The sequence below is a fragment of the uncultured Nocardioides sp. genome (assembly GCF_902805925.1).
In the GTDB taxonomy this organism is placed as follows: Bacteria; Actinomycetota; Actinomycetes; order Propionibacteriales; family Nocardioidaceae; genus Nocardioides.
This window is the reverse complement of record NZ_CADCUP010000108.1, coordinates 2325-28484: the sequence shown is the minus strand read 5'-3', so window position 1 is coordinate 28484 and position 26160 is coordinate 2325. Positions and strand designations below refer to the sequence as shown.

At 72.7% G+C, this 26160-nt stretch carries 22 protein-coding genes; 6 read left to right on the top strand and 16 right to left on the bottom strand.

The window, feature by feature from the left end; genetic code table 11:
• Positions 1-19: 19 nt before the first annotated feature.
• The gene (locus tag QZX64_RS07630; protein ID WP_295658095.1) at positions 20-1018 is read right to left on the bottom strand and encodes a DUF4192 domain-containing protein; all 999 of its coding nucleotides are present in this window, start codon (positions 1016-1018) and stop codon (positions 20-22) included.
• Between the two features lie 118 nt (positions 1019-1136).
• Here QZX64_RS07630 and QZX64_RS07625 point away from each other — a divergent pair, with 118 nt between their 5' ends.
• Positions 1137-2450, top strand: a complete 1314-nt coding sequence (locus QZX64_RS07625; protein WP_295658094.1) for a DNA polymerase IV — start codon at positions 1137-1139, stop codon at positions 2448-2450.
• 681 nt (positions 2451-3131) lie between these two features.
• Here QZX64_RS07625 and QZX64_RS07620 read toward each other — a convergent pair.
• The 7 genes from QZX64_RS07620 to QZX64_RS07590 are packed head-to-tail and all read right to left on the bottom strand — an operon-like array spanning position 3132 to position 11160.
• Positions 3132-4130 (bottom strand): sugar phosphate isomerase/epimerase, encoded by a 999-nt coding sequence (locus QZX64_RS07620; protein WP_295658092.1) that lies wholly within the window; start codon positions 4128-4130, stop codon positions 3132-3134.
• A complete protein-coding gene (locus tag QZX64_RS07615) occupies positions 4127-5269 on the bottom strand; it encodes a Gfo/Idh/MocA family protein (RefSeq protein ID WP_295658090.1) in 1143 nt (380 codons plus the stop codon). Before QZX64_RS07615 ends, QZX64_RS07620 begins: the two co-directional genes overlap by 4 nt.
• Positions 5266-6147: a sugar phosphate isomerase/epimerase gene (locus QZX64_RS07610; protein WP_295658088.1), complete on the bottom strand. Its 882-nt coding sequence runs from the start codon at positions 6145-6147 to the stop codon at positions 5266-5268. The genes QZX64_RS07615 and QZX64_RS07610 overlap by 4 nt, the downstream gene beginning before the upstream one ends.
• Positions 6148-6179: 32 nt before the next feature.
• Positions 6180-7415 (bottom strand): substrate-binding domain-containing protein, encoded by a 1236-nt coding sequence (locus QZX64_RS07605; protein ID WP_295658086.1) that lies wholly within the window; start codon positions 7413-7415, stop codon positions 6180-6182.
• A gap of 18 nt (positions 7416-7433) precedes the next feature.
• Positions 7434-8525: an ABC transporter permease gene (locus QZX64_RS07600; protein WP_295658084.1), complete on the bottom strand. Its 1092-nt coding sequence runs from the start codon at positions 8523-8525 to the stop codon at positions 7434-7436.
• The gene (locus QZX64_RS07595) at positions 8522-9607 is read right to left on the bottom strand and encodes an ABC transporter permease (RefSeq protein ID WP_295658082.1); all 1086 of its coding nucleotides are present in this window, start codon (positions 9605-9607) and stop codon (positions 8522-8524) included. Before QZX64_RS07595 ends, QZX64_RS07600 begins: the two co-directional genes overlap by 4 nt.
• Positions 9604-11160, bottom strand: coding sequence for a sugar ABC transporter ATP-binding protein (locus QZX64_RS07590; protein ID WP_295658080.1), 1557 nt, complete (start codon positions 11158-11160; stop codon positions 9604-9606). The genes QZX64_RS07595 and QZX64_RS07590 overlap by 4 nt, the downstream gene beginning before the upstream one ends.
• Positions 11161-11253: 93 nt before the next feature.
• Between QZX64_RS07590 and QZX64_RS07585 the strand changes: the two genes are divergently transcribed.
• The 3 genes from QZX64_RS07585 (at position 11254) to QZX64_RS07575 (ending at position 15748) form a co-directional block, all read left to right on the top strand.
• Positions 11254-12420 carry an ROK family protein gene (locus QZX64_RS07585; protein ID WP_295658078.1) on the top strand — a complete coding sequence of 389 codons (1167 nt, stop codon included), beginning with the start codon at positions 11254-11256 and terminating at the stop codon, positions 12418-12420.
• Between the two features lie 9 nt (positions 12421-12429).
• Entirely contained in the window at positions 12430-14556 is a 2127-nt protein-coding gene (locus tag QZX64_RS07580) for a S9 family peptidase (RefSeq protein WP_295658076.1), read from the top strand.
• 235 nt (positions 14557-14791) lie between these two features.
• Positions 14792-15748: an RNA polymerase sigma factor RpoD/SigA gene (locus tag QZX64_RS07575; RefSeq protein ID WP_295658074.1), complete on the top strand. Its 957-nt coding sequence runs from the start codon at positions 14792-14794 to the stop codon at positions 15746-15748.
• Between the two features lie 164 nt (positions 15749-15912).
• Here QZX64_RS07575 and QZX64_RS07570 read toward each other — a convergent pair whose 3' ends face one another.
• From QZX64_RS07570 to QZX64_RS07540, 7 genes are all read right to left on the bottom strand, one after another.
• Entirely contained in the window at positions 15913-17238 is a 1326-nt protein-coding gene (locus QZX64_RS07570) for a glycoside hydrolase family 3 N-terminal domain-containing protein (RefSeq protein WP_295658072.1), read from the bottom strand.
• A complete protein-coding gene (gene coaE, locus QZX64_RS07565; protein WP_295658070.1) occupies positions 17229-17837 on the bottom strand; it encodes a dephospho-CoA kinase in 609 nt (202 codons plus the stop codon). The genes QZX64_RS07570 and coaE overlap by 10 nt, the downstream gene beginning before the upstream one ends.
• Complete coding sequence (locus tag QZX64_RS07560; protein WP_295658068.1) at positions 17837-18037, bottom strand: hypothetical protein; 201 nt, start codon at positions 18035-18037, stop codon at positions 17837-17839. Before QZX64_RS07560 ends, coaE begins: the two co-directional genes overlap by 1 nt.
• Positions 18038-18137: 100 nt before the next feature.
• Positions 18138-19037, bottom strand: coding sequence for a sulfotransferase domain-containing protein (locus tag QZX64_RS07555; RefSeq protein ID WP_295658066.1), 900 nt, complete (start codon positions 19035-19037; stop codon positions 18138-18140).
• Between the two features lie 108 nt (positions 19038-19145).
• The gene (gene rpsA, locus QZX64_RS07550) at positions 19146-20636 is read right to left on the bottom strand and encodes a 30S ribosomal protein S1 (protein ID WP_295658064.1); all 1491 of its coding nucleotides are present in this window, start codon (positions 20634-20636) and stop codon (positions 19146-19148) included.
• Between the two features lie 171 nt (positions 20637-20807).
• Positions 20808-21677 carry an oxygenase MpaB family protein gene (locus QZX64_RS07545; protein WP_295658062.1) on the bottom strand — a complete coding sequence of 290 codons (870 nt, stop codon included), beginning with the start codon at positions 21675-21677 and terminating at the stop codon, positions 20808-20810.
• Positions 21661-22602: a phosphotransferase family protein gene (locus tag QZX64_RS07540; protein ID WP_295658060.1), complete on the bottom strand. Its 942-nt coding sequence runs from the start codon at positions 22600-22602 to the stop codon at positions 21661-21663. The genes QZX64_RS07545 and QZX64_RS07540 overlap by 17 nt, the downstream gene beginning before the upstream one ends.
• Before the next feature lie 52 nt (positions 22603-22654).
• Here QZX64_RS07540 and QZX64_RS07535 point away from each other — a divergent pair, with 52 nt between their 5' ends.
• Positions 22655-23470 (top strand): class I SAM-dependent methyltransferase, encoded by an 816-nt coding sequence (locus tag QZX64_RS07535; RefSeq protein WP_295658059.1) that lies wholly within the window; start codon positions 22655-22657, stop codon positions 23468-23470.
• 60 nt (positions 23471-23530) lie between these two features.
• Here QZX64_RS07535 and QZX64_RS07530 read toward each other — a convergent pair whose 3' ends face one another.
• On the bottom strand, positions 23531-24559 hold the full coding sequence (locus tag QZX64_RS07530; RefSeq protein ID WP_295658058.1) for a DUF3068 domain-containing protein: 1029 nt from the start codon (positions 24557-24559) through the stop codon (positions 23531-23533).
• A gap of 115 nt (positions 24560-24674) precedes the next feature.
• Between QZX64_RS07530 and QZX64_RS07525 the strand changes: the two genes are divergently transcribed.
• Positions 24675-26160, top strand: a 1486-nt coding sequence (locus tag QZX64_RS07525) for a hypothetical protein (protein ID WP_295658056.1), incomplete at its 3' end; no start/stop codon positions are given.

Genomic DNA, 26160 nt, shown 5'->3' with positions numbered 1-26160 from the left:
GGGGTCGGACGAGCAGCCGTCACGCGGCCCCTCCCGAGGCGTGGGCTGCCGCACCGCCCGGGGGCGGCGGGCCGGGCGGTCGCCACCGGCTGGGCGGGACGGCCGAGACGAGCAGCCCCGAGACGGTGTCGGCCAGGCTGCAGGAGCCATCGGCCTCGAGGGCGCGCTCGACGGCGCACCAGGCCAGCGCGCCGTGTCCGGCGAGCCACGCCGCGAAGCCCAGCACGGCCGCCGGGCCGGCCACCAGCCGCTCGGGTGCCGAGCGCAGCACGCAGGTCCACAGGGCGACGTGCTCGCGGGCGTCGGCCCGCTCGATGGCGCACCAGGCGCCCTCGCGCGCCACGGGGTCGGCGATCGACACCAGCAGCCGTGCCAGGTCGGCCGGCTCGGGCACGGTGCCACGGCCGGCGTGTCGGTGGGTGAGGGCCCGGACCCATCCGGCGTCCGCGGGGCTGACGCCGCCGAGGACGTCCGACACCGTGGCCACCGCGACGGGATCGGGCCACAGCGTGGCGGCCAGGGCATCGCGGGAGGAGTGCGTCACCAGGCCCGCGACCACCGCCTCCGCGGCGAACGGGTGGGCCGAGACGTCGTAGGGGACGCCGCGGGGCTGGTCCGCGCGGCCGGGGAGCATGGGGAACCATCGCCGGCCGTCGGCGCACATCAGCTCCAGCACCTCGATGCCCTCCCGGGTGAGCGCACGCTCGAGGCGGTCGGCGAGGTCACGCACGAGGGAGGGAGCGGCGGCGTACAGCACGATCACCACCCGCTCGACGTCGTGGCGCAGGCACGGGTCGACGAGCGCCTCGATGACGAACGGGACGTCGCTCTCGTGCGACGGCAGGTCGACGCGGGCATGGAAGGAGGGCCCGGCGCCGAAGGTGAGCAGCACGACCGACTGCTGCGGCACGAAGCCGAGGGCGACGGGCACGAAGGCGAGGAGGTCCTCGGGGCAGCGGGCCGTCATCGAGGCCAGGGGCGGGGGCGGATCGGGGCGAGGGCTGGGGTGTCGGCTCATGCGGCCACGCTGCCCGCGGACGCCGACGACCGCGCGGGGCCGGCTCGTGGGCTGTGGACGAGCGGCGTACCGGCAGGTCTGTGAACGAGCTGCGGCCCGCATCCCGCAGAATCGACGCGTGCGCGCCTCCGCCTCGGTCCTCCACCTGGACCTCGACGCGTTCTTCGCCTCCGTCGAGCAGCGCGACAAGCCCTCGCTGCGGGGCAGGCCCGTGGTGGTGGGCGGCGTGGGCGGCCGGGGCGTCGTGGCGACCGCGTCCTACGAGGCGCGGGCGTACGGCGTGCACTCGGCCATGTCGACGCGCGAGGCCCGCTCCCGCTGCCCGCACGCCGCGTTCCTGACGGGCCGCTTCCACGCCTACCGCGAGAGCAGCGACCAGGTGATGGCGCTGCTCCGCACGACCTCGCCCCTGGTCGAGCCGCTCTCGCTCGACGAGGCGTTCGTGGACCTCCTCGCCGCCGACCTCCCCGACCACGAGGTCACCACCGTCACCGCCTGTGCCGAACGCCTCCGCGCCGCGGTCGCGGAGGCCACCGGTGGGCTGACCGCGTCGGTCGGTCTCGGCTCGTCGAAGTTCATCGCCAAGGTGGCCAGCGAGCTGGACAAGCCCGACGGGCTGACCGTGGTGCTGCCCGGCACCGAGCGCGAGCTGCTGCGGCCGATGAGCGCCACGGTCATCCCCGGGGTCGGGCCCGCCACCGCCGAGCGCCTGCGTCGTGCCGGCATCACCACCGTCGCCGACATCGAGGCGGTCAGCGAGGACGAGATGGTCCGCCTGCTCGGCAAGGCGCACGGTCACGGGCTCCACCGGCTCGCGCGCGCCGACGACGACCGGCCGGTGGTCGCGGAGCGCGAGGCCAAGTCGGTGAGCGTCGAGGACACCTACCACACCGACCTCGTGGACCGCCGCCTGATGGAGGGGCTGCTGACCAGGCAGGCGGCCCAGGTGGCCGAGCGGCTCCGCAAGCACGGGCTCTCGGGCCGGACCGTGAGCATCAAGGTGCGCCTGCACGACTTCACGACGCTCAGCCGCTCCACGACCCTGCCGGCGCCGACCGACAGCGCCGCGGCGGTGGGCCGGCTCGCCCGCGGCCTGCTGACAGACCTCGACACCTCGGGCGGGGTGCGCCTCCTCGGCGTCGGCGTCTCGGGTCTGGCCGACTGGATCCAGGAGGACCTCTTCGGCGAGGCCGACGAGGAGGCCGACGAGGAGCACCCCTCGCTGCCGGGGATCCTGGCGTCAGGGCGCACGACGTGGGCGCCCGGCATGGACGTCGTCCACGAGGACCACGGCCAGGGCTGGGTGTGGGGATCGGGCCGGGGGGTGGTGACGGTGCGGTTCGAGACCCGGGACACCCCGCCGGGTCCGGTGCGGTCGTTCCCGGCCGACGACCCGGCGCTCTCGCCGCTGGTCCGGCCGGCCGGCGAGTGAGCACGTCACCCGGTCGTCACCGTGCATTGGTTGACGGCCGGCGCGGTGCCCGCCAGAGTCGGCAGGGTCTCGTCACGCACGGGAAATAGGGTGAGGGGCTCTTGATGGTATGAGCATCAGGAGCCCCTCGGGGTGACCAGTGGTGACGCCCGGTCGATCGATCAGGCCTCCTGAGTCCCACAGCGCCCGTCACCGGTGCTGCGCGACGACCGAAGTCGCCGTCTGGACCGTCTCTCCTGTCCGACCCCCAGCCCCGCGAGCGGTGCTGGTAGAGAGAGTTCTATGCCCGCGAGGCCCCGACGCACAAGGGGTTCGGGCCGCCTTCCCCCGACATTTCTCCGGAACGGCGTGTCCTCCACAGCTCGTGCACAGGAGCGCTCCCGCTCCTCCACAGGACGGGGTCCTTCGTCCCCAGCCGGGCGCTCTGCCTGTGGACGGCCGGCGGGTGCGGTGCAGCACGCGCATCACCTCCTCCGCCCTGGCCGTGGCCCTTCGTGCTGGCGCTCGGCGCTCGCTGCTCCCGCGTCCGCAGGCACCGCCGCGTCGTCGGGAGCACTCGCCGGCCAGCGGGCCGGCCCCCTCATGACCGAGGCCGACGATCCGACCCCGGTCAGCCGGTTCAGGGGCAGCAGGACCTTCCGCGTCCGGCGGTGACCGCCGGGCGTCGTACGCCGCCGGTGGCTACTGCGAGAACGCCGCGTCGAAGGCGGCCGAGGGCGGCGGGTAGTCGAAGCGCCGCAGGAACTCCAGCGCCTCGGGGGCGCCGTGCAGGCGGTCCATCCCGGCGTCCTCCCACTCCACCGAGATGGGGCCGTCGTAGCCGATCGCCGACAGGGCGCGGAAGCAGTCCTCCCACGGCACGTCGCCGCGGCCCGCGGAGACGAAGTCCCAGCCGCGATGCGGATCGCCCCACGGCAGGTGGGAGGACAGGATGCCGTTGCGGCCCCCGCCCATCCGCATCCGGGTGTCCTTGCAGTCCACGTGGTAGATCCGGTCGGCGAAGTCGGTGAGAAATGCGACGGGGTCCAGGCCCTGCCACATCATGTGGCTGGGGTCCCAGTTGAGCCCGAAGGCCGGGCGGTTGCCGATGGCGTCGAGGGCCCTCCGGGTCGTCCAGTAGTCGTAGGCGATCTCCGAGGGGTGCACCTCGTGGGCGAAGCGCACGCCGCACTCGTCGAACACGTCGAGGATCGGGTTCCACCGGTCGGCGAAGTCCTGGTAGCCCGCCTCGATGGTCGACGCCGGCACGGGCGGGAACATCGCGACGTAGGGCCAGGTGGAGGAGCCGGTGAAGCCGACCACCGTCGCCACGCCGAGCCGCTGCGCGAGACGCGCGGTCAGCTTCATCTCCTCGGCGGCGCGCTGCCGCACCCCCTCGGCGTCACCGTCACCCCACACCCTCTCGCGCACGATGGCGCGGTGGCGGTCGTCGATCGGGGCGTCGCAGACGGCCTGGCCGGTCAGGTGGTTGGAGATGGCCCACAGCCTCAGCCCGTGGCGCTCGAGCAGCGCGAGGCGCTCCTCGACGTAGCCGTCCTCGTCGACGCGCCAGGCGTCGAGGTGCTCCCCCGACACGGCCACCTCCAGGCCGTCGTAGCCCCAGCCGGCCGCCAGGCCCGCCACCTCCTCCAGCGTGAGGTCCGCCCACTGGCCGGTGAACAGGGTGTAGGGCCTGGTCATGGAGCGGCTCCGATCGCGCTGTCGAGGTGGATGCGCCGACCGGCGTCGCGGGCACTGTCCTCGACCGCGGCCAGCGTGCGCTGCACGGCCAGGCCGTCGTCGAAGGAGGGCCGCACTGCCTCGCCGGCGGCGATGGCGCAGAGGAGCTCCGAGGCCTGGTGGGTGAAGGTGTGGTCCCAGCCGAGCGTGTGGCCGGGCGGCCACCACGCACCGACGTAGGGGTGGGTCGGCTCGGTGACCAGGATGCGCTCGAACCCGCCGTCGCGACCGGTCACGTGGAGCTCGTTGAGCCGCTCGAGGTCGAAGGTGAGGGCGCCCTCGGTGCCGTACAGCTCCAGGCAGAGGCCGTTCTTGCGGCCGGTGGCCACCCGGCTGACCTCGACGCTGGCGCGGGCGCCCGAGGCCATGCCGAGCCAGGCCCAGGCCGCGTCGTCGACCGTCACCCGCTCGACCCCGTCGGGACCGCTGCGCTCGCGGGTGAAGGTGTGCAGGTCGCCGGAGACGCTTGCGACCTCGTCGTCGAGCAGGTGGCGGACCAGGTCGACGACGTGCGAGCCGAGGTCGCCCAGGGCCCCCGAGCCGGCGGTGTCCTGCCGCAGCCGCCAGCTCATGGGGGCGTCGTCGTCGGCCAGCCAGTCCTGCAGGTACGCCGCGCGGACCTCGCGCACCACGCCCAGCCGCCCCTCGGCGACCAGCCGGCGGGCCAGCGCCAGGGCCGGCACCCGTCGGTAGTTGAACCCGACCATCGAGACCACGCCGTGCCGGTGCGCCTCGGCGGCCGCCGCCGCTAGCTGCTCGGCCTCCTTGACGGTGTTGGCCAGCGGCTTCTCGACCAGGACGTGCTTGCCGGCGGCGAGGGCGGCGAGCGCGATCTCGGCGTGCAGGTGACCCGGCACGCACACGTCGACGATGTCGACGTCGTCGCGGTCCAGCACGGTGGTCCACTCGGTCGCCACGTCGGTCCAGCCGTAGTCGCGTGCGGCGGCCGTCACCCGGGCCGGGTCGCGGCCCACCAGCACCTGCTGGCGGACGCGGGGCGCCTCGGGGAAGAACGCCCCCACGTTGCGCCAGGCGTGCGAGTGGGCCTTGCCCATGAACGCGTGGCCGATGACGGCCACACCGAGACTCGGGGTCGTCATGAGGCTTCTCTCTCCCTGGCCGCCGGGGCGGCCGTCAGTGAGCGCAGGAACGCGAGGCCGTCGCGGGCGAGGGCGTCCTGGCTGGCTGCCAGCGGCCGCCAGATCGACGCCGCCGTCGCGATGGAGGCGTTCTCCGCGGTGAAGCTCTCGATGTTCAGCGGCCCGTCGTAGCCCACGTCGTCGAGAGCGGCCAGCAGCGCCGGCCAGTCGGTCTGGTCACCACCCGGCGCACCCCGGTCGCTGCCGCAGACCTGGAGGTGGACGAGGTGGGTGCCGGCGCGTCGTACGGCGTCGGCGGTGGAGCGCTCCTCGAGGTTGAGGTGGTAGGTGTCCAGGGCCAGGCCCAGGGCCGGCCCCAGCATCGCGTCGTAGGCCTCGAGGGCCTGGTCGACGGTGTTGACGAGCGAGGTCTCGTAGCGGTTGAGCGGCTCGATCCCGAGCGTGACCCCGCGCTCGCCGGCGTGGTCGACCACCGGCGCGAGGCCCTCGCGCATCCCGGCGTACGCCGCGGTGCGCTCGGCGGGGTCCATCCGCCACACCCGGCCGGTGGCCGCGTAGAACGGCCCGCACACCGACCTGGCGCCGACGGACGACGCCAGGTCGATGCAGCCCCGCAGGTAGTCGCGGGTGCGGGCCACCGAGGCGGGATCGGTCGAGACCAGGTCCCGCCCCGGGGCCATCGCACCCACGACGTACGGCGTCAGGCCGGTGTCCGCGAGGGCGGCACCCACCGTCTCGGCGCTGAGGTCACCGACGTTCTCCAGTGGGATCTCCACCGCGTCGAACCCCAGGTCCGCGACCGTGCGCAGCAGGGTGGCCACGTTGTCGTCGGTGAGGGGTGAGACCCACACCCACGTGTTCACTCCCACGGCTCTCATGTGGGTATCGCCTTTCGTCGGGACGAGTGCTGTCAGGGGATCTGGCGCTCCTGCCAGACCTCCGGGTAGCCGGTCAGGTCCTCGCCACCGAACTTGGCGTAGTGCCCGTCGGGCATGCCGTCGTTCGCCTCGAGGAACTGCGACCGCTCGTCCTCCAGGATCGGGGTCTGCGGGAGCACCCACTCCTTGGGGACCTCCTCGCCCGCGAAGATCTTCTCCAGCGCCAGGAGCGGGGTGCGCCACTGGAAGTTGGAGTAGACGGGCGCCATGCCGGTCAGGCCGGTCTCCTCCCACTTGCGCAGGAAGCTCATCTCGTCCTCGCCGGTCATGACCGGGTAGTCCTTGCCGGCGTCCTCGAACGCCTCGATGGCCGCGACCGCACCGTCACCGGCGTCCATCCACACGCCCTGGACGTCGCCCTGGGCGAGCTCGTCGGAGATGATCTTCTTGATCTCGGTCGGGTCGGCGCCGGTGAAGTAGTCGGTCGCCTCGATGCCGTTCTCCTCGAAGATCTTCTCGGCCGCCGCCCAGCGGGTCTCCAGCACGTCGACGCCGGGCAGGATGCGCAGCGCGACGACCTTGTCGCCCTCCTCGAGGTTCTCGGAGAGGAAGCTGGCGGTGTCGATGCCCCAGGCGTAGCCACCGATGGGGTGGATGAACGTCGTGGCGCAGTCGGTCTCGACGCCGCGGTCGAACACCACGACCGGCTTGCCGGTCTCACAGGCGCGCTCGACGGCCGGCGTCATCGCGGCCGTGGAGTTGGGCGAGATGATGAACGCGTCGCAGTTGCCCTCGGTGATGAGGTAGTCGATGTCGCCGATCTGGGTGTTGTCGTCGTCCTGGGCGTCGCGGGTCTCCATCTCGGAGATCACGCCGGACTCCTGGAGCGCCTCGAGCTGCTGGTTCATGGTGATCCAGCCGGTCTGCCGCCACGGGTTGCTGATGGAGGCGTTGGCGAAGCACGCCTTCTTGGCCCCCGTCGACTTGAACTGCGAGGTGTCGGTCATCTCGCCGTCGAGGTACTGCAGGTACGGCTGGGCCTCGTCGCCCTCGAACGTCGCGCCGCGCTGCTGGTCCTGCTCGTCGAAGTCGGCCTGGACGAACCACTCGGCGGAGTCGGTGTTCGCCTCCTCCACGCCGCCGTCCTGGCTCGCGGCAGCGTCCGGGGATTCCTCGGCCGTCTCGTCGGTCGAGGTGCTGCAGGCACTGAGGGTGAGCGCGAGGGCTGCCCCGGCTGCCAGCGGTGCCCATCGTGAGGTGATGCGCATGGACTTCTTCTCCTGTGTTCAGTGCCCGGAGGCAGGGTGGTGTGGTGCGGTTGCTTCGGGGGTCGGCCGGCTGGGCCGGCGGCCCCTCCGCCATGCCCGAGACGCCAGGGCCACGGCGGCGATGATGATGAGGCCCTGCACGGTGTCGCGCCACGTCGACTCGACACCGATGAAGTTGAGGAGCGTGAACAGCAGCTCCAGGGCGAAGGCGCCGGCGGCGGCCGAGAGGACCCACCCGCGCCCGCCGCCGAGGACCACGCCGCCGAGGACGACGGCGGTGATGGCGGTGAACTCATAGCCCCGGCCCACGGAGGGGTGCACGCCGGCGTAGCCGACCAGGATGATCCCGGCGACGGTGGCCGCCAGCGACGACAGCACGAACGCCCGGACCTTGACCCACCACACGGGCGAGCCGGCGAGCTCGGCGGCGTCGGGGTTGTCCCCGACCGCGATGAGCGTGCGGCCGAAGGGGCGGCGCATCAGGACGGTCGCGCCGACGGCGAGCACCACCAGGATGATGAAGGGGTAGGGGATGACGTCCAGGACGGGGACATCCTCGATGCCGCCACGGCCGATCTGGCGGAACGAGTCGACCGGGTTGCCGCTGGCCGCGCCGCCGGTGAGGTAGAAGACCAGGCCGCTCAGCGCCAGCATCATGCCCAGGGTGACGATGAAGCTGGGCACCCGCAGCAGCGTCGTGCCGAGGCCGTTGAGCACGCCGACCAGCACGCCGACGACCAGCATGAGCAGCATGACCGGCAGGATCCGGCCCTCGTCCTGCCCGATGAGGCTGCCCGCCATCACGACCTGCGTGGTGACCAGGGCGCCCATGGACAGGTCGAACTCGCCGGCGACGATGACGAAGTACTGGCCCATGGCCGCGATGGCGATCGGCGCGGTGCGGCCCATGAAGCGGATCAGCGACCCGGGCTCGCCGAAGGAGGGGTTCTGCCAGATGATCGCGGCCAGCAGGATCGCGACCAGCACGAACACCCCGCCACCGGGCGTGGCCGCGGTGCGCAGCAACCGCTGGCCGGCGCCGCCCTCGTGCGCGGGGATCGCGCGCCGCTGCTCGGGGGCCCCTGCGACCCCGGGGATCACGGTGCTCACTGTGCCTCCTTCAGGACGGCCTTGACGCCCGTCGGTCGGTCGAACCGGGCCGGCCTGCGGGCCATGCTCCGGCGGGCGTAGACGGCCACCGCCAGCACGATCACCAGGCCGCGGATGACGTCCTGGATGAAGGCGTTGACGGACATGACGTCCATGGTGCTGTCGAGGACGGCGAAGATCGCGACGCCGCCGAGGGTGCCCAGGATGCTGCCCTTGCCGCCGGCGAGCAGGCTGCCGCCGAGCACGACCGCCGCGATGGAGAGCAGGTCGTAGCGACCCTGGCTGCCGATCGTGGGGCTGCCGACACTCAGCCGGGCCAGCAGCAGCAGGCCCGCCATGCCGGCCAGGGTGGAGCAGAGCACGTGGGCGACGATCACCGGCGTGGCGGTGCGGATGCCCGACATGCGGGCGACCTCGCGGTTGCCGCCCACGGCGTACAGGTGGTGCCCGAGGCGGGTGCGGCGCAGCAGGACGATCACCAGCGCGGCGATCACCAGCATGATCAGCGTGGAGATCGGCAGGATGCCGATGCGGGTGATGCCGATCAGCCGGAAGTCGCGGGGCGCCGAGCCGCTGCTGCCCTGGTAGTTGACGGCGAGGTAGCCGCTGACCACCAGGCCGATGCCGAGCGTGGCGACGAAGCCGTGGACGTCGAGCACCGTCACGAGCAGGCCGATCACCAGCCCGATGCCGGCCGAGACGAGCAGGGCCAGAGCGACGCCCTGGACGATGTTCTCCGAGCGCCCGGCCATCACTCCCCCGCCGACGAGGCTGGAGAGGCTCACGACGTACGGCACCGAGAGGTCCAGGCTGCCCGCGAGGATCACCAGCGTCTGTCCGATCGAGATGAAGCCGAGGACGCTGAGCGCGGTCAGGATCGCGGAGATGTTGGTGACGCTGAAGAAGTTGCGCCCCTGGGTGGCGGTCAGGACGGCGCCGACCACGACCACCAGCGCGAGGACGACGTAGATGATGCCCGTGGTGGTCATCGGCGCGCGGCTGCGCGGTGGCCGGCCCCCGATGCTGCTCCCCTGGGACGCAGCGTCGGTGCCGCTCCGGTGGCTCCGGGTCAGGGTCTTCATGCGACGTCCTCCGTGAGCTCCGCGCCGGTGGCCAGCGCGAGCACCTGCTCCTCGGTCGAGCCCGGCGGCAGCTCGCCGGCCAGGCGCCCGTCGCGCATCACCAGGATGCGGTCGGACATCCCGATGACCTCCGGCAGCTCGCTGGAGACCATCAGGATCGCGACGCCGTCGGCCACCAGGCGGCGCATCAGCTCGTAGACGGCGTGCTTGGCGCCGACGTCGATGCCCCGCGTGGGCTCGTCCATCAGCACGACGCGCGGGGCGATGGAGAGCCAGCGGGTGAGCACGACCTTCTGCTGGTTGCCGCCCGAGAGGTACTGCACCTCCTGGTCCAGGCCGCGGGCGGACACCTCCAGCGACGACAGCACGCCGGGCACCTCCTTGCGGGAGCGCTCGGTCGTGCCGGGGAACACCGCCCGGACGACGCCGAGGGCGTTGTCCAGGATCGACTGGTTGAGGGCGAGCCCCTTGGCCTTCCGGTCCTCGGTGATGAAGGCCAGTCGCTGGCGCACCGCGGCCCGGGCCGACCTCACGTGCGTGTCGCGGCCGTCGAGCTCCATCCGGCCGCGGGTGAAGGGCTGCACGCCGAAGACGCCCTCGAGCAGCTCGGTCCGGCCGGAGCCCTGGAGGCCCGCGAGCCCGACGATCTCGCCGGCGCGCAGCGTGAGGGTGACGTCGTCGACGTAGCCGTTGCCGACGCCCTCGAGCACCAGCCGGGTCTCGCCCGGCTCGGTGCCGGGCAGCGGGTCGGGGAAGAAGGACTCGATCGACCGTCCGACCATGTGGCGCACCAGCGAGGCCTCGTCGAGCTCGGTGGTGGGCTGGTGGGTGACGAGCCGGCCGTCCTTGAGCACGGTGATCTCGTCGCAGAGCCGGAAGATCTCCTTGAGCCGGTGGGAGACGTAGAGGATCGCGACGCCGCGGCCGGTCAGGCGCGCGATGATCGAGTAGAGCAGCTCGACCTCGTGGTCGGCGAGCGCCGCGGTCGGCTCGTCCATGGAGATGATCCGGGCGTCGTGGCTGACCGCCTTGGCGATCTCCACGACCTGCTGCTCGGCCACCGAGAGGCTGCGGACCACCGTGGCGGGATCCAGTGCCTGCACGCCCAGGCCCTCGAGCAGCTCAGCGGTGTCGCGGCGCATCCGGCCGGTGTCGACGAGGCCGCCGCGTCGGGGCTCGCGTCCGATCCAGATGTTCTCGGCGACGGTGCGCTCGGGCAGGAGGTTGAACTCCTGGAACACCGTGGACACACCGGCGTGCTGGGCCTGGACGGGGTGGCTGAAGGTGCGCTCCTCGCCGTCGATGACGAGGCGGCCCGAGTCGGGCTGGTGCACGCCGGCGAGCAGCTTCATCAGGGTCGACTTGCCGGCGCCGTTCTCGCCGACCAGGCCGTGGACGCGTCCGGGGAACATCTCGATGGAGACGTCCGCCAGGACGGTGTGGCCCAGGAAGCTCTTGGTCATGCCGGAGGCGGTGAGCACCGGCGTGCCGGCGGCGCCGGGAGCACTGTCGCTGGGAGCGCTGTCGGTGGGAGCGCTGTCCGTGGGGGTCACAGCAGCACTGTGGCACGCACCACACACTTTTGTCGAGAGGCGCGCAAAAGTTGGCTACTAGACGTGGAAAGTCCGTTCTGCTGTACTGCCGCTGTGCGAACCAGCGACGTCTTCGAGCTCCTCCGGGACGGGAAGCCGTGGACCCGCGCTCAGCTCGCCGAGTCGACCGGGCTCGCCCGGTCCACCGTCGCCGCCCGCGTCGACACGCTGATGCGGCTGGGCCTGGTGGCGCCGTACGGCGGCGGCACGTCCACCGGTGGCCGGCCGCCCTCCCTCTTCGCCCTCAACCCCGCCGCACGCGTCGTCGTGGGGGTCGACGTCGGCGCCAGCCACGTGCGCGCCGTGCTGGCCGACCTCTCCGGTCAGATCCTGGGCGAGGTGGCGACCGGGCTCGCCGTCGACCGGGGTCCCGACGAGGTGCTCGGCTGGGTGGTGGATGCGGTGAGGACGCTGCTGCGCGGCAGCCGCCGGCGCACCAGCGAGCTGTCGGCCGTCGGCGTCGGTCTCCCCGGTCCGGTCGAGCACTCCACCGGCCGGCCGATCAGCCCGCCGATCATGCCGGGCTGGGACCGCTACGACGTGGCGGGACACCTCCAGCGCCACTACGCCGTGCCGGTCCTGATCGACAACGACGTCAACATCATGACCCTCGGCGAGCGCAGCGCCCACCTTCCCGACGTCGACGACGTGGTGCTCATCAAGGTCTCCACCGGCATCGGCGCCGGCATCGTCTCCGGGGGGCGGCTCCAGCGCGGCGCCCAGGGCACCGCCGGCGACCTCGGCCACATCCGCGTGCCGCGCGCCGACGGCACGCCCTGCCGCTGCGGCAACGACGGCTGCCTGGAGGCGGTCGCGGCCGGGCCGGCGCTCGCCGCCGCGCTGCGTGCCCAGGGCGTGGCCGCGAGGACGGGCCAGGACGTCGTGGGCCTCGTCCGCCAGGGCGACCCGGTCGCCCTCCAGGTCGTGCGCCAGGCGGGCCGCGACCTCGGCGACGTGCTCGCCACCATGGTCAACCTCGTCAACCCCTCCGTCGTGGTGATCGGCGGCCAGCTCGCGCGCGCCGGGGAGCACCTGCTCGCCGGCATCCGCGAGGTCGTCTACACGCGCTCGCTGCCCCTGGCCACCGAGCACCTGCGCATCATCCCGTCGAGGGCCGGCAGCGAGGCGGGCGTGCTGGGCGCCGTCGCGCTGGCGGTCGAGCACACCCTGTCCCCGGCGTCGATCGAGGCGGCCTCGGAGACCCTCGCGCCGTCCGGCTAGCCTCGCGGCATGCAGCCCCCGATCGCCGACCGACGCCCCACGACCCGCGAGATCCACGGCCGCGCGCGCGTCGACGACTACGAGTGGCTGCGCGCCAAGGACGACCCCGAGGTCATCTCCCACCTCGAGGCCGAGAACGCCTGGACCGCCGACCGCACCGCCCACCTCGCCGACCTGCGCGGGTCCATCTTCGAGGAGATCCGGGCGCGCACGCGGGAGACCGACCTGTCGGTCCCGAGCCGCAACCGCGGCTGGTGGTTCTACTCCCGTTCCTTCGAGGGCCGTGAGTACGGCGCCAGCTGCCGCGTGGCCGTCACCGACCCGGACGACTGGACTCCCCCGCAGCCTGCCGAGGACGCCACCCCCGACGAGCCCGCGCTGCCCGGCGAGGAGGTGCTCCTCGACCTCAACGAGCTGGCGGAGGGGCACGACTTCTTCTCCCTCGGCGGATCCTCGCTGAGCCTCGACGGCGAGGTCCTCGCCTACTCCACCGACACCACCGGCGACGAGCGCTACACCGTCCGCTTCCGGGTGCTGGCCACCGGCGCACTGCTCGACGACGTGCTGACCGGGGTGCTCGGCGGCGTCACCTGGGCCCCCGACCACCGCACGGTCTACTACTCCACCGTCGATGAGTCGTGGCGCGCCGACAAGGTGTGGCGCCACCGGCTGGGCACGCCGCAGGCCGACGACGAGGTCGTGCTCCACGAGAGCGACGCGCGCTTCTCCGTGGGGGCCGGGCGCACCCGCAACGACCGCTTCCTGTTCGTGGCGAGCAGCTCCAAGACCACCGCCGAGTGGCACGTCCTGGACCTGTCGGAGCCCGAGGGCGAGCTGCGGCTCTTCGCCGCGCGCCGCGACGGCCTCGACTACGGCCTGGAGGCCGCCGTCATCGGCGGGCAGGACCGCTTCCTGGTGCTGCACAACGGATCCGGACCCGACTTCGAGCTGGCGATCACGCCCGCACGGCCCACGGACGTCGACGACTGGACGCCCCTGATCCCCCACGACCCGGCCGTGCGTCTCGAGGACGTCGACGCCTTCGCCACCCACCTGGTCGTCCACCAGCGCAGCGAGGGGCTGACCCAGCTGCGCATCCTGCCGCTGGACCAGCAGGGCGTGGCCGACGACTACCTCGTGGAGTTCGACGACGAGGTCTACACCATCGGCTCCGGCGGCAACCCGTCCTTCGACCAGCCCACGGTGCGCCTGGGCTACACCACCATGGCCACGCCGGCGTCGGTGCACGACTACGACGTCCGCACCCGCGAGCTGCGGCTGCTGCGCCGTACTCCCGTGCTGGGCGGATACGACCCGGCCGACTACGAGGAGCACCGCCTCTGGGCCACCGCCGACGACGGCGAGCAGGTGCCCGTCTCCGTCGTGGCCCGCCGGGACGCCCGGGCCACCGGTGAGCCGTTGCCGCTCCTGCTCTACGGGTACGGCGCCTACGAGACGTCCGTGGACCCCTACTTCTCGGTCGCCCGGCTCTCGCTGCTCGACCGCGGCGGCGCCTTCGCCATCGCGCACGTGCGCGGCGGCGGCGAGATGGGACGCCGCTGGTACGACGACGGCAAGCTGCTGCGCAAGCAGAACACCTTCTCCGACTTCGTCGCCTGCGCCCGCCACCTCCTCGACTCGGGTTGGACCACCGCCGACCGCCTCGTCGCCGAGGGCGGCAGCGCCGGGGGCCTGCTGATGGGCGCGGTCGCCAACCAGGCGCCCGAGCTGTTCGGCGGCATCCTCACCCAGGTGCCGTTCGTGGATGCGCTGACGACCATGCTGGACGCCAGCCTGCCGCTGACCGTCCCGGAGTACGACGAGTGGGGCAACCCCGAGGGCGACCCGGCGGTCTACGACTACATGGCCTCCTACGCGCCGTACGACAACGTCGCGGCCCTCGACTACCCGCCGATCCTCGCCGAGACCTCCCTGCACGACACCCGCGTGCTCTACGTCGAGCCGGCCAAGTGGGTGGCGCGGCTGCGCGCCACGGCCACCGGTCGCCGCGACTTCCTGCTCAAGACCGAGATGAGTGCCGGCCACGGCGGTGTGTCGGGGCGCTACCAGGCCTGGCACGACCGGGCGTTCTCGCTGGCCTGGGTGCTGGACCGGATGGGCCTGGCCGACCGCTGACCACGTGCGCGCCGACCCCTCGTCCGGCGGCGGTTCCTGAGGGTAGTCCCCACCCCCTGAGAAGTCCCTGAGATTTCAACCGCTCGGCAACTCCGGCGCCTCTTCAGGCGTCAATGGAGGTGAGGGCGCGAGGCTCCGGTTCCGGTGATATTGGGAATCGTAAGGGGTACTGGGCCGTTGTAGATCTTGTGAGCAGGCCGACGTCTGGCGCTCACCGCGACGAGGAGGCGACACCATGGCTACCAGCACCGCAACGAAGGTCGTGCGCGAGATCGAGGGGCGCGACAGCGTCGGACTCTACCTCGACGAGATCGCCCGCACCCCTCTTCTCGACGCCGCCACGGAGGTCGAGCTCTCCAAAACGATCGAGGCCGGCCTCCTCGCCGAGAAGCTCCTCGAGCAGGGCCGGATCGGTCGCCGCCGGGGCGGTGCGCCGATGTCGGCGACGCAGGAGGAGCTCGAGTGGCTCGCCGAGGAGGGCCGCAAGGCCGTCGACCTCTTCATCAGCGCCAACCTGCGGCTGGTCGTCTCGATCGCCCGCAAGTACGGCCGGGCGCAGATGCCGATGCTCGACCTGATCCAGGAGGGCAACACGGGCCTGATCCGTGCGGTCGAGAAGTTCGACTACACCAAGGGCTACAAGTTCTCGACGTACGCCACGTGGTGGGTGCGCCAGGCCATCACCCGCGGCATCGCGCAGCAGGCGCGCGTCGTGCGCCTGCCCGTGCACGTCGTCGAGGAGCTCAACCAGGTCGGTGGCGCGCGCCGCACCCTCGAGCGCCAGCTCGGCCGGGACCCCGACCCGGCCGAGATCGCCGCCGAGCTCGACATGGACCTCGACCGGGTGCTCGACCTGATGTCGTGGGGCCGCGAGCACGTCTCGCTGGACACCCCGATCGACGAGGACGGCGACACCTCGCTCGGTGACCTGATGGCCCAGGAGACCTCTCCCGGCCCCGACCTCACCGTGCTCGACGTCGAGGCCCGCGAGCGGCTGAACTCGCTGGTCGGCCAGCTCGACGAGCGCGCCGCCGAGATCATCCGGGCCCGCTACGGCCTGGTCGACGGACGCCAGCACAAGCTGGCCGACATCGGCGCCCAGCACGGCATCTCCGCCGAGCGGGTGCGCCAGCTCGAGCGGGAGGCGCTGCAGAAGCTGCGCCGACTGGGCGACCCCGACCTGGCGGCCTGAGCCCGCACGCACGACCTGCCGACGGCAGGGGCCCCTCGGGTCCCTGCCGTTCGTCATGTGTCGGAGCGACCGGGCCACGGCACCGGCCCGAGGCGGCGTCGCCGACGCTCGCACCGGTCCTGAGGTTGCACGACCCGTACCGCTGCGTGTCCTCCGGCGTCGGTTCAGTAGGCGGCGTCGCTGAGCGCTGCCGACGCCCGCTCGGCCCGGCGAGCCGCGTCGTCGGGCACGGGCCTCTCCTGCGCGACCCGCTGCTGCCAGAGCTGGAGGGCGACCACGGTGGCCGCGGCGTCCTCGATGCGCTCGCGCGCGATGGTGCCGTCGGCGACGGCCCTGGTGACCGTGGCGTGCGCGCCGCGCGTGTCGGCCGGCATCAGCAGGAGGTCGGCCCCGGCCCGCAGGGCGGTCACGCCGGGCAGCTCGCGGGTGGCGACCGCGCCCATGCCCATGGAGTCGGTGATGGTGACGCCCTGGAAGCCCATTTCGTCGCGGAGGAAGCCGTAGACCTCGGGCGCGAGGCTGGCCGGCACCCCGGGGGCCAGCGCCTCCACGTCGAGGTGGCTCAGCATGATGGCCGGCGCACCGGCCCGGATCGCGGTCTCGAAGGGCAGCAGGTCGTGGCCGCGCAGCTGCGCCATCGACTTGGTGAGCCGAGGCATCACCAGGTGGCTGTCGGCGGTGGCGGAGCCGTGGCCGGGGAAGTGCTTGGCGGTGGAGACGATGCCGGCCGCGTCGTAGCCGCGGACGGCCGACGCCGTCGCCGTCGCAGCGGTCCGGGGATCCGTGCCGGCGGACCGGGTGCCGATGGTGGGGTCCGCCGAGCCGATGGTGACGTCGGCGACCGGGGCGAAGACCCACGTGAAGCCGAGCTCACGCAGCTCGAGGCCGGACGCGCGGGCGGCCGCGCGGACGGCCCGGCGACCGGCGCGGCCCCCCTGGGCACGGTCGCGCTCGACGGCCGTGCCGGCGACCTGGAAGGCGGGGAACGTGGTGGCGATGCCGCGCAGGTGGGCGACGGAGCCACCCTCCTCGTCGACCCCCACGACGGCCGGGAAGTCGCGGCCGTCGGCGGCGACGGCGTCGCTGACGGCCTGCGTCGTCGCCCGCACCTGGGCCTCGTCGGTGACGTTGGCGGAGGTGACGCAGAGGCCTGCCAGGTGGAGGTCCTCGACCAGCGAGGCGGCCTCCGCGGGGTCGGTGCCGAGGTACCGGCCCACGATCACCTGGCCCGCCAGCCGCTCGGGCGACCAGTCGGCCACCAGCTGCCGCGCCCGGGCGACCTCCGACTCCGCCGGGCCCCACGTCGTGCTCGCGTCGCCGGGGGGGTCGTCGGCAGGCTCGGCGGCCGCGGAGGGCGTGCCGGGCTCCGCGCTCGTGGTCTGCTCCGGGGTGCTCGCGACGTCGTCGGACGGCGTCGAGCAGCCGGCCACCAGGGTCGCGACGGCCAGTCCGCAGGCCGCCAGGAACAGGCGTGGGCTGGTCAGTCGCACGGCGGGACGGTACCCCGCAGCGCCTCGAAGACCTCAATCACCCGGGCCCGCAGGGCCTCGGGTGAGCCGGTGTTGTCGATGACGTGCGTCGCCGCGGCGAGGCGCTCCTCGCGCGAGGCCTGGGCCGCGACCCGGGCACGCGCGTCGTCAGCGGTCAGGCCGCGCACGCCCTCCATCCGCTCGACCTGCAGCTCGACCGGGACGTCGACCACGACCACGGCGTCGAAGGCCGCGGCCTGCCCGGTCTCGACCAGCAGGGGGATGTCGTGCACCACGACCGCCTCGGGCCCGGCCGCCGCCTCCAGCTCGGCACCACGGGCCCGCACGCGGGGGTGGACGATCCGCTCCAGGTCCCGGCGCCTGGCTTCGTCGGCGAACACGATCGCCCCCAGGCGCGGCCGGTCGAGCGCGCCGTCGGCGCCCAGCACGCCGGGGCCGAACACCGAGACGACCTCGGCCAGCCCGTCGGTGCCGGGGGCCACCACCTCGCGGGCGAGCAGGTCGGCGTCGACGACCACCGCCCCGAGCTCCCGCAGGATCGCCGACACCGTGCTCTTGCCCGACGCGACCCCACCGGTCAGCCCCACCCGGATGCCCATCAGTGCTCCTCCTCGACGAGGGCGCGCAGGATCCGGTCGAGCGTACGACGGTCGCTCACGGGCAGCACTGCAAGGAACTCCTCCGCGGCGCAACGGGCGTGGTGCGGGGTGACGCCCCAGCCGGCCATCGCCGCCGCGAGCGCCCGGCGCAGGCTGCGCGCGGTGCTCATCAGGAGGTCGACGGTGTTCTCGGCGGGCACGGTCGGAGCGTATCGGCTGGTCTCGTCCCTCATGGTGAGGTGACTCAGGACATCGACTCTGGGACGAAGAGCAGAGGTGGACGCGTCTCTGGCGACCTCCTCACCGCGGCGCGAGACCGGCCCTGACGGCGTACCTGTGCGCCTGCTCGTCGGCGTCGAGGGTGCCGGCGAGCAGCCGCGTGGTGGTCCAGTGGTCGACCGGCAGCCCGGAGAGGGCGGCGTACTCCGCCACCTCGCCCGCCAGCGCGTCCGCCAGCACCCGCAGGTCCTCCCCGGTGGGTGCCGTGCCGGTCACCGCCTCGGTGGCGGCCATCAGGTGCTTCAGCGGCGGGTGCCGGGTGAAGCGCGGGAGGTCGAGGTGGTCGGTCGCGGCGTCCAGGTGCCCCTCGTGGTCGGCGAGGAACGCGGTGAAGTCCATGAGCAGCCACTGCTCGCGGCCGAAGACCTCGAACCCCCGGCGCAGCTGGCTGCCGTAGTAGCCGCGCACCACGCCGTTCGCAAGCCGGAACCGCCGGCGCGCCTGCGGCCCGCCCAGCTCGTCGGGGATCTCCGTCGGGAACCGCTCGGGCCGCCAGGAGATGAACTGCGGCCAGTCCGGGCCCGACTCCCCCTCGCGGGACCTCGTCATCACCCAGTGGGAGAACACCCGGTCCACCGGGTCGCGGAACATCGCGATCAGTCGCATGCCCGGGTCGTAGGCGTGCATCCGCTCCAGCGCGTGCGGCCACACGAGGTAGCGGGGGCTCGCGTCCCCGAGGTGCCGGTGCACCCGGCGGCGGCGCGGCACGGCGTACGACGCGTGGTCGGTGCGCGCCCAGTCGACGGAGTCGTCGTCGAAGTAGCGCAGCTCCTTGCGCGGCGCCCGCGCGATGTTGACGTGCGTGTCGAGCAGCGAGGACAGCGTCGAGGTCCCCGCCTTCTGCACCCCCACGATGGAGAAGGTGTAGCGCTGCCGGCCGAGCTCGGGCTCGCCCCCCACAAGCGTGTTCTCGGCAGGCACGCCGGGACGCTAGCACGGGGCACGGCGGCTCCTCGCGGCACGGGCCCGACGTGCCGAACGGCCCACCGGCAGGTGCCGGCGGGCCGTTCGACCAAAGGGTTCAGCGGGTCAGCTGGCGCCGCCCGTGAGCTTCTCGCGGAGCGCCTGGAGCGCCTCGTCGGAGGCCAGCGAGCCGCTGGTCTCCGCAGCGCCGCCATCCTCGGTCGCGGTGTCGTCGCCGCCGGAGCTGTAGGACGTCGCCTCGCTCGCCTCGACCGCGGCAACCTTGGCCTCGGCCTGCTGCTTGACGTGCGCCTCCCAGCGGGCGTGGGCCTTGGCGTACTGCTCCTCCCACACACCGCGCTGCTCGTCGTAGCCCTCGAGCCACTCGCCGGTCTCGGGGTCGAAGCCCTCGGGGTAGACGTAGTTGCCCTGGTCGTCGTAGGTCGCGGCCATGCCGTAGAGCGTCGGGTCGAACTCCTCGACGTCGGAGGCGGCGGTGGTCTCGTTGGCCTGCTTCAGCGACAGCGAGATCCGGCGACGCTCGAGGTCGATGTCGATGATCTTGACCATGACGTCGTCGTTGACCTGGACGACCTGCTCGGGGATCTCGACGTGGCGCTCGGCCAGCTCGGAGATGTGCACCAGGCCCTCGATGCCCTCCTCGACGCGGACGAAGGAGCCGAAGGGCACCAGCTTGGTGACCTTGCCCGGCACGATCTGGCCGATCTGGTGGGTGCGGGCGAAGTGCTGCCACGGGTCTTCCTGCGTCGCCTTGAGCGACAGGGAGACGCGCTCGCGGTCCATGTCGACGTCGAGCACCTCCACGGTGACCTCGTCGCCGACGGTGACGACCTCGGAGGGGTGGTCGATGTGCTTCCAGGACAGCTCGGAGACGTGCACCAGGCCGTCGACGCCACCGAGGTCCACGAAGGCACCGAAGTTGACGATCGAGGACACGACGCCCTTGCGGATCTGGCCCTTCTGGAGCTGGGTCAGGAAGCCGTGGCGGACCTCGGACTGGGTCTGCTCGAGCCAGGCACGGCGCGAGAGCACCACGTTGTTGCGGTTCTTGTCGAGCTCGATGATCTTGGCCTCGAGCGTCTGTCCGACGTAGGGCTGCAGGTCGCGGACCCGACGCATCTCCACCAGCGAGGCGGGCAGGAAGCCGCGCAGGCCGATGTCGAGGATCAGGCCGCCCTTGACGACCTCGATGACGGTGCCCTCGACGACGCCGTCCTCCTCCTTGACCTGCTCGATGGTGCCCCAGGCGCGCTCGTACTGGGCGCGCTTCTTGGACAGGATGAGCCGGCCTTCCTTGTCCTCCTTCTGGAGGACCAGGGCCTCGACCTTGTCGCCGACCTGGACGACCTCGGACGGGTCGACGTCGTGCTTGATCGACAGCTCACGCGAGGGGATGACGCCCTCGGTCTTGTAGCCGATGTCGAGGAGCACCTCGTCGCGGTCCACCTTCACGATGGTGCCCTCGACGATGTCGCCGTCGTTGAAGTACTTGATGGTCGCGTCGATCGCGGCGAGGAAGTCCTCTTCCGAACCGATGTCGTTGACGGCCACCTGGGGCGCGTCGTAGTCCGGGAGGATGGAGATGGTGCTCGTCATAAGGGAAGGAATTCCTTGGATGGTCAGATAGTCGTCGGGCACGCAGGCCGATTTCACTACCGTGGAGCGGGATAGCGAGCGAGCGTCCACCCATGTGGGACACCGGCGGCCTTCAGGCGCTGTGAGAGTCTACGCGCGCGCCCGTGGGCGAGTCCAACCGAGGTCGGTCGCTCAGGCGGCGGGCTGCGGCACGTCGGAGGGCAGCGCCCAGCGGATGGCGCTGGTCGACACCGTGCCCAGCGCCCGGGAGACCAGGAGGTCCGCCACGGGCACGGCCGGGGGCAGCCACAGCGGGAGCCGGGTCCAGGGGGGCAGCAGCCCCACGGCGGCGGCGGCGAGGGCGGCGTACGGCGGGCGGGCGAGCAGCGGCAGCGGCGGCCTGAACAGCACGTGGCCGACGGCCTCGCGCGCCGCCGGCGTGCCCCTCAGCTCGGGACGGAACGCCTTGACCGCCTCGTTCAGCTGGGCCTCGTTGACCGGCGGGTCCGGCACGCCGAGCCGGCGCGCGACCTCCCCCTGCTGGGCGACGTACTCGTCGCGGCAGGCCTGGTCCAGAGGCTCGCTGCCGTACGTCGAGTGCGCCAGCAGGAAGCTCTCGACCTCCGCCACGTGCACCCAGAGCAGCAGGTGCGGGTCGGAGGCGGCGTACGGCGTCCCGTCGGGCATCTCGCCGGTGACGCGCCGGTGGATCGCCTTGACGACCTCGACGGCCTGCTGCGCGTCGGCGGCGGTGCCGAAGGTGGTGGTGGCCAGGAAGGTGCTGGTGCGGGCGAGCCGACCCCACATGTCGCCGCGGTAGCCGGAGTGGTCGGCCACCGCCTGCATCGCGGCCGGGTGCAGCGTCTGGAGGAGCAGCGCCCGCAGCCCGCCGATGAACATCGAGGCGTCGGCGTGCACGCGGGTGATCGGGCTGCCCGGCTCGAACCAGCGGGGCCCCGGCGTGCCGTGGATGCGGTCGCGGTGCTCGACGCCGTCGGGCCCCGCCACGCGGAGGAAGAGCGCGTGTCCCAGACGGCCCCGGACGTCATCGACGTAGCTCATGCCCGCCATCGTGCCCGGCAGGTGGTTGCGACCAGCGCGTGCCGGGGACGGCGTGCACGTCGCGGGCGCCCGCGACGGCCCGGAGCAGGTCGTGGGCCCGGTCGGCCACGGGGTGCTGTCCGCGACGGGCCGCGAGGTCGACCAGCGCCCACACGTCGGCCGACCGCGCGAGGTCGAGGGTGCGTCCGGGCTCGCCGCCCAGGCGGTCGACGTAGGCCCCGACGGCGGCCTCGACCCAGGAGGGCCGGCGCTCGAACCGGAGGAGGTTGCCCAGGTCGGTGTGCGGGTGGCCGCTGTGGGCGTGCTCCCAGTCGACCAGCGCCCGCACCGTCAGGGTGGCGGGGTCGACGAGGAGGTTCTTGGGGTTGAGGTCGCTGTGCACCAGGCAGGTGCGCCCGGTCGTGTCGAGCAGGTCCTGGGCGGTGCCGGCGACCTCGAGGAGACCGGTGCGCTCCTCGGGGCTCCAGTGGGCGAGGTGCGCCAGGTGTCCCTCGACCCACTCGCCGAGGTCGACATCGACGGGGCGGACGGCCAGCGTGCCGTCGCGGAAGGTGCCCGGCCGCAGCGTCGGCATGCCTGCCAGCGTCGCGGCGAGCCGGCCGAGGTGACCGCCGAGCCTGCCGAGCCCCTCGCCGTCGAGGCCGGGGACGACCAGGTCGCCCCGCTCACCGGCGACGTAGGAGGTGACGAGCATGGCGGGCAGGTCGGCCGCGGGCTGGGCGCGTCGCACCTCGAGCACCTCCGGCACGGGCACGAGGCCGCGCACCAGCCGCAGCAGCGCCGAGTCGATCTCGGCCGCGTGCTCCCCGCGGCCGCCGGGCCGGGCGTAGATGCGCACCACCGACCGCTCCCCCGCCGCGTCGGCGAGGAACGTCTCCCCCGACCAGCCGCCCGCGAGCGGGGTGAGGTGGGGGTCGTCGAGCACGGGGCTGATGCTGTCACGCGACACCGACGACGGCAGCGATAGCCTCGGGCCCGTGCAGGACCACCTCCCCCAGTCCGTGCGCGTCGAGCGCCGTCCCGTCACCGAGACCGAGTCGCGACGCGCCAACGGCCCCGACTGGGACCGCTACGCCGACGAGTACCAGGCCACCCACGGCGACTTCCTCGGCGACGTCGGGTTCGTCTGGGGCCCGGAGGGGCTCACCGAGGTCGAGGCCGGCGCGCTGGGCGAGCTGGTCGGCCGCGACGTGCTGGAGGTGGGCAGCGGCGCCGGCCAGTGCTCGCGGTGGGTGCGCAGCCGCGGCGGCCGGGCGGTGGGCCTCGACCTGTCCCACCGCCAGCTGCAGCACAGCCGCCGGCTCGACCAGGAGACCGGCGTCGCGGTGCCCTCCGTGCTCGGCACGGCCACCGAGCTGCCCTTCGCCGACGACTCCTTCGACGTGGTGTTCTGCTCCTTCGGCGCCCTCCAGTTCGTCGCGGAGATCGGTCCGGCCCTCGACGAGACCGCACGCGTGCTCCGGGCGGGCGGCCGCTACGCCTTCTCGGTCACCCATCCCACCCGCTGGATGTTCCCCGACGACCCGGGCCGGCCGGGGCTCACCGCGTCGCAGTCCTACTGGGACCGGACGCCGTACGTCGAGGTCGACGACGCCACCGGCCGCGTGTCGTACGTCGAGCACCACCGCACGCTGGGCGACTGGGTCTCCCTGCTGGCCGACCGGGGGTTCGTGCTGCGGCGGCTGCTGGAGCCCGAGTGGCCCGAGGACCACGACCGGGTGTGGGGCGGCTGGTCGCGCGAGCGCGGCCTGCTGACCCCGGGTACGGCGATCTTCGTCGCCGACCTGCCCTGACGCCGGCACGCAGGACGGCCCCGCCGTCGCCGGCGAACCGGCCCGATCGCGTGGCCGGGGTCAGACGGTGGCGCCGGACCGGTGCGACGTCGCCGCGTGCGTGGGCGCGACCCGGTCGCGGCTGCGGGCGGTCAGGAGGAGACCTGCGAGCAGTGCGAGCAGGCCGACGATCCCGCCGACCCACGGGAACCAGGTGCGGGCCGCCTTGAGCAGCACCGACTTGGACCTGTAGTCCTCGACGTTCCTGCGAATCTGGCTCTCGGGGAACTCGCTGAGCGCCTGGGTCAAGGTGGCGACGCGCTCGCCGTCGTACTCGGCGAAGGTGTCGACGTCCTCACGGCTCCTCATGATGACGCCCGTCTCCGGCTCGATCCACAGCGTGCGCGTGTTGGAGTACACACGCGCCAGGTCGACGTCGCCCTCCTCGTCGATGCCGAAGATGCTCGCCGGCGCGGTGAGCGTGGCGTACTCGGTGGGAGGGATCACCGACTCGAACATGTAGGTGTTGAGCCCCTCGAGCGACTCCTCGCCCTGGTACTGCATCGGGACGCCCTCGCCGAGGGTGGTGTCGAAGTAGTCGTAGGACCTCTTCTGGGTGTTGAACGGGAACTTCACCAGCTGGCCCTCGAAGGCCACGTCGTAGTCGCGGTCCTCCTCGTTGGTCTCCAGGTCGGCGCCGCCGGCGAAGTAGGTGTCGCAGCACTCGACCGCGACACCGGTGTGGGCGTCGAAGGCGATGCGCTGGTGGCTGCCCGAGAGCGGCGGCTCGCCGGAGTCGACGTCGAACGTCGGCTCGTCGGTGTAGGTCACCTTCTCCCACACGTTGACCTGGTCACCGGCCTCCTCGGTCGCGGCCTTGCCCGCCTCGACGTCGCCGACGACGTTGACCGTCGTCAGCAGGTCCTTGGTGACCTCGGCCTGGTCGGCGATGGAGAAGATGGTGGCGCCGGTGGCCTCGGAGTAGGAGACCGACTTCTGGTTCAGGGGCGCGACGGCGAGCCGGTCGTAGGCGTAGAACTTCATCATCAGGCCCAGCACGATGAGGAGCACGCCCAGTCCGATGAGGACGGCGCCCAGCTTCCTACCCACGGTGTCCCCCTCGGATGTGCCCTCGGCGCGAGAGCGTAGCAGCGTTGCTACTCACCGGTCACCTGGACGCGCGACAACCTCTGACGGGCGTTCCCGGTGTGGGATAGTCCAGCCCGTGGAAGAGGCAGCCCCGGCCCCGTCGGACCGCCGTCGGTGGCTCGCCGACCCGGTCGTCGCGGCCGGTCTGGTGATGGTGCTGGTGGCCACCGCGTTCCGTGCCTGGGCCCTCTACCCGAGCTGGTTCTACTTCGACGACTTCGAGCTGCTGATCGACTCCCAGGGCGGCGGCGTGCCGGACCTCCTCAAGCCCTTCAACGGTCACCTCATGGTCGGCGGCCGGCTCGTCGCCTGGGCGGTCGAGGGTTCCGGCCAGCTCAACTGGGCCCTCGCCGCGACCATCACGCTCGGGATGCTGCTGCTCGCGAACCTCGCCGCCCTGTGGATGTTCACCACGCTCTTCGGCCGCCGCTGGGCCGTCCTCGTCCCGTGCGCCCTCTACTGGTTCTCCAGCGCCACGCTGCCGGCCACGATGTGGTGGATCGCCGCCCTGAACCAGGTGCCCATGCAGATGGCGCTCTTCCTCGCGGTCGGCGCGTGGGTCTGCTACCTCCGGGGGCGGGAGCCCCGCTGGCTCGTGGCGACACTCTCGGCGGTCCTGCTCGGGCTGCTCTTCTACGTCAAGGCGCTGCTGATCCTCCCGCTCCTCGGCTACCTCGCCGTCGTCTACTTCGCCCACGGGAGCATCCGGGACCGCGCCCGCTGGCTGCTCGGGCTGTGGCCGGCCGTGCTCGGGCTTGCGGTCCTGCTCGTGACGTACGTCCTGTACTACCGGGCCAACGCCGCCCAACCGGTGGAGCGCGCCGGGCTGGACCTCCTGGGCCAGCTCGCCGAGAACATGGTCGTCAACGCCTTCGCGACCTCGTTGGTGGGAGGCCCCTGGGACTGGGTGTCCACCGCTCCACCCAACGCCTTCGCGGACCCGCCGGCCGTGATGGTCCACGCCACCTGGGTCGCCATCGCGTCGATCGTGGCGGTCGGCCTCCTCACGAGGCGGCGCACCACACGGGCCTGGGTGCTCCTGGCCGGCTACCTGGTCGGTCTCGTCGGCCTCCTGTTGACCAGTAGGGCCCCGGTCTACGGCCCCATCATCGGGCTGGAGTACCGCTACCTGACCGACGGGGCGTGCGTGGCCGCCCTGTGCCTGGCCCTGGCCTTCCTCCACCTCCCCGGAGCACCGGGGAGCAGCGCCCGACGCGACGAGCCGCTTCTCCTGCTCCGGGTCCGCCCGTCCTGGGTCGTGGCCGCGGTCGCGCTCGTCGTGGTGTCGAGCGTCGTGAGCCAGGTGCGCTACGTCCGGTACTGGCACGAGCAGAACGTCATCGCCGGCTACCTCGACACCCTCGCAGGGGAGCTCCGCCGGGAGGGCCGGGTGGACCTCGTCGATGTCGTCTCCGCGGACAGCGAGTACCGCGGACTCACCGGGCCCGACGTCTCGGTGCGAGCCTTCCTGCCCCTGCTGCAGAACGACGTCCGGTTTCCCCTCGCCAGCGGGCGCCTCGGCATCGTCGCGACCGACGGGAGGTTGCACCGGGTCCTCGTCC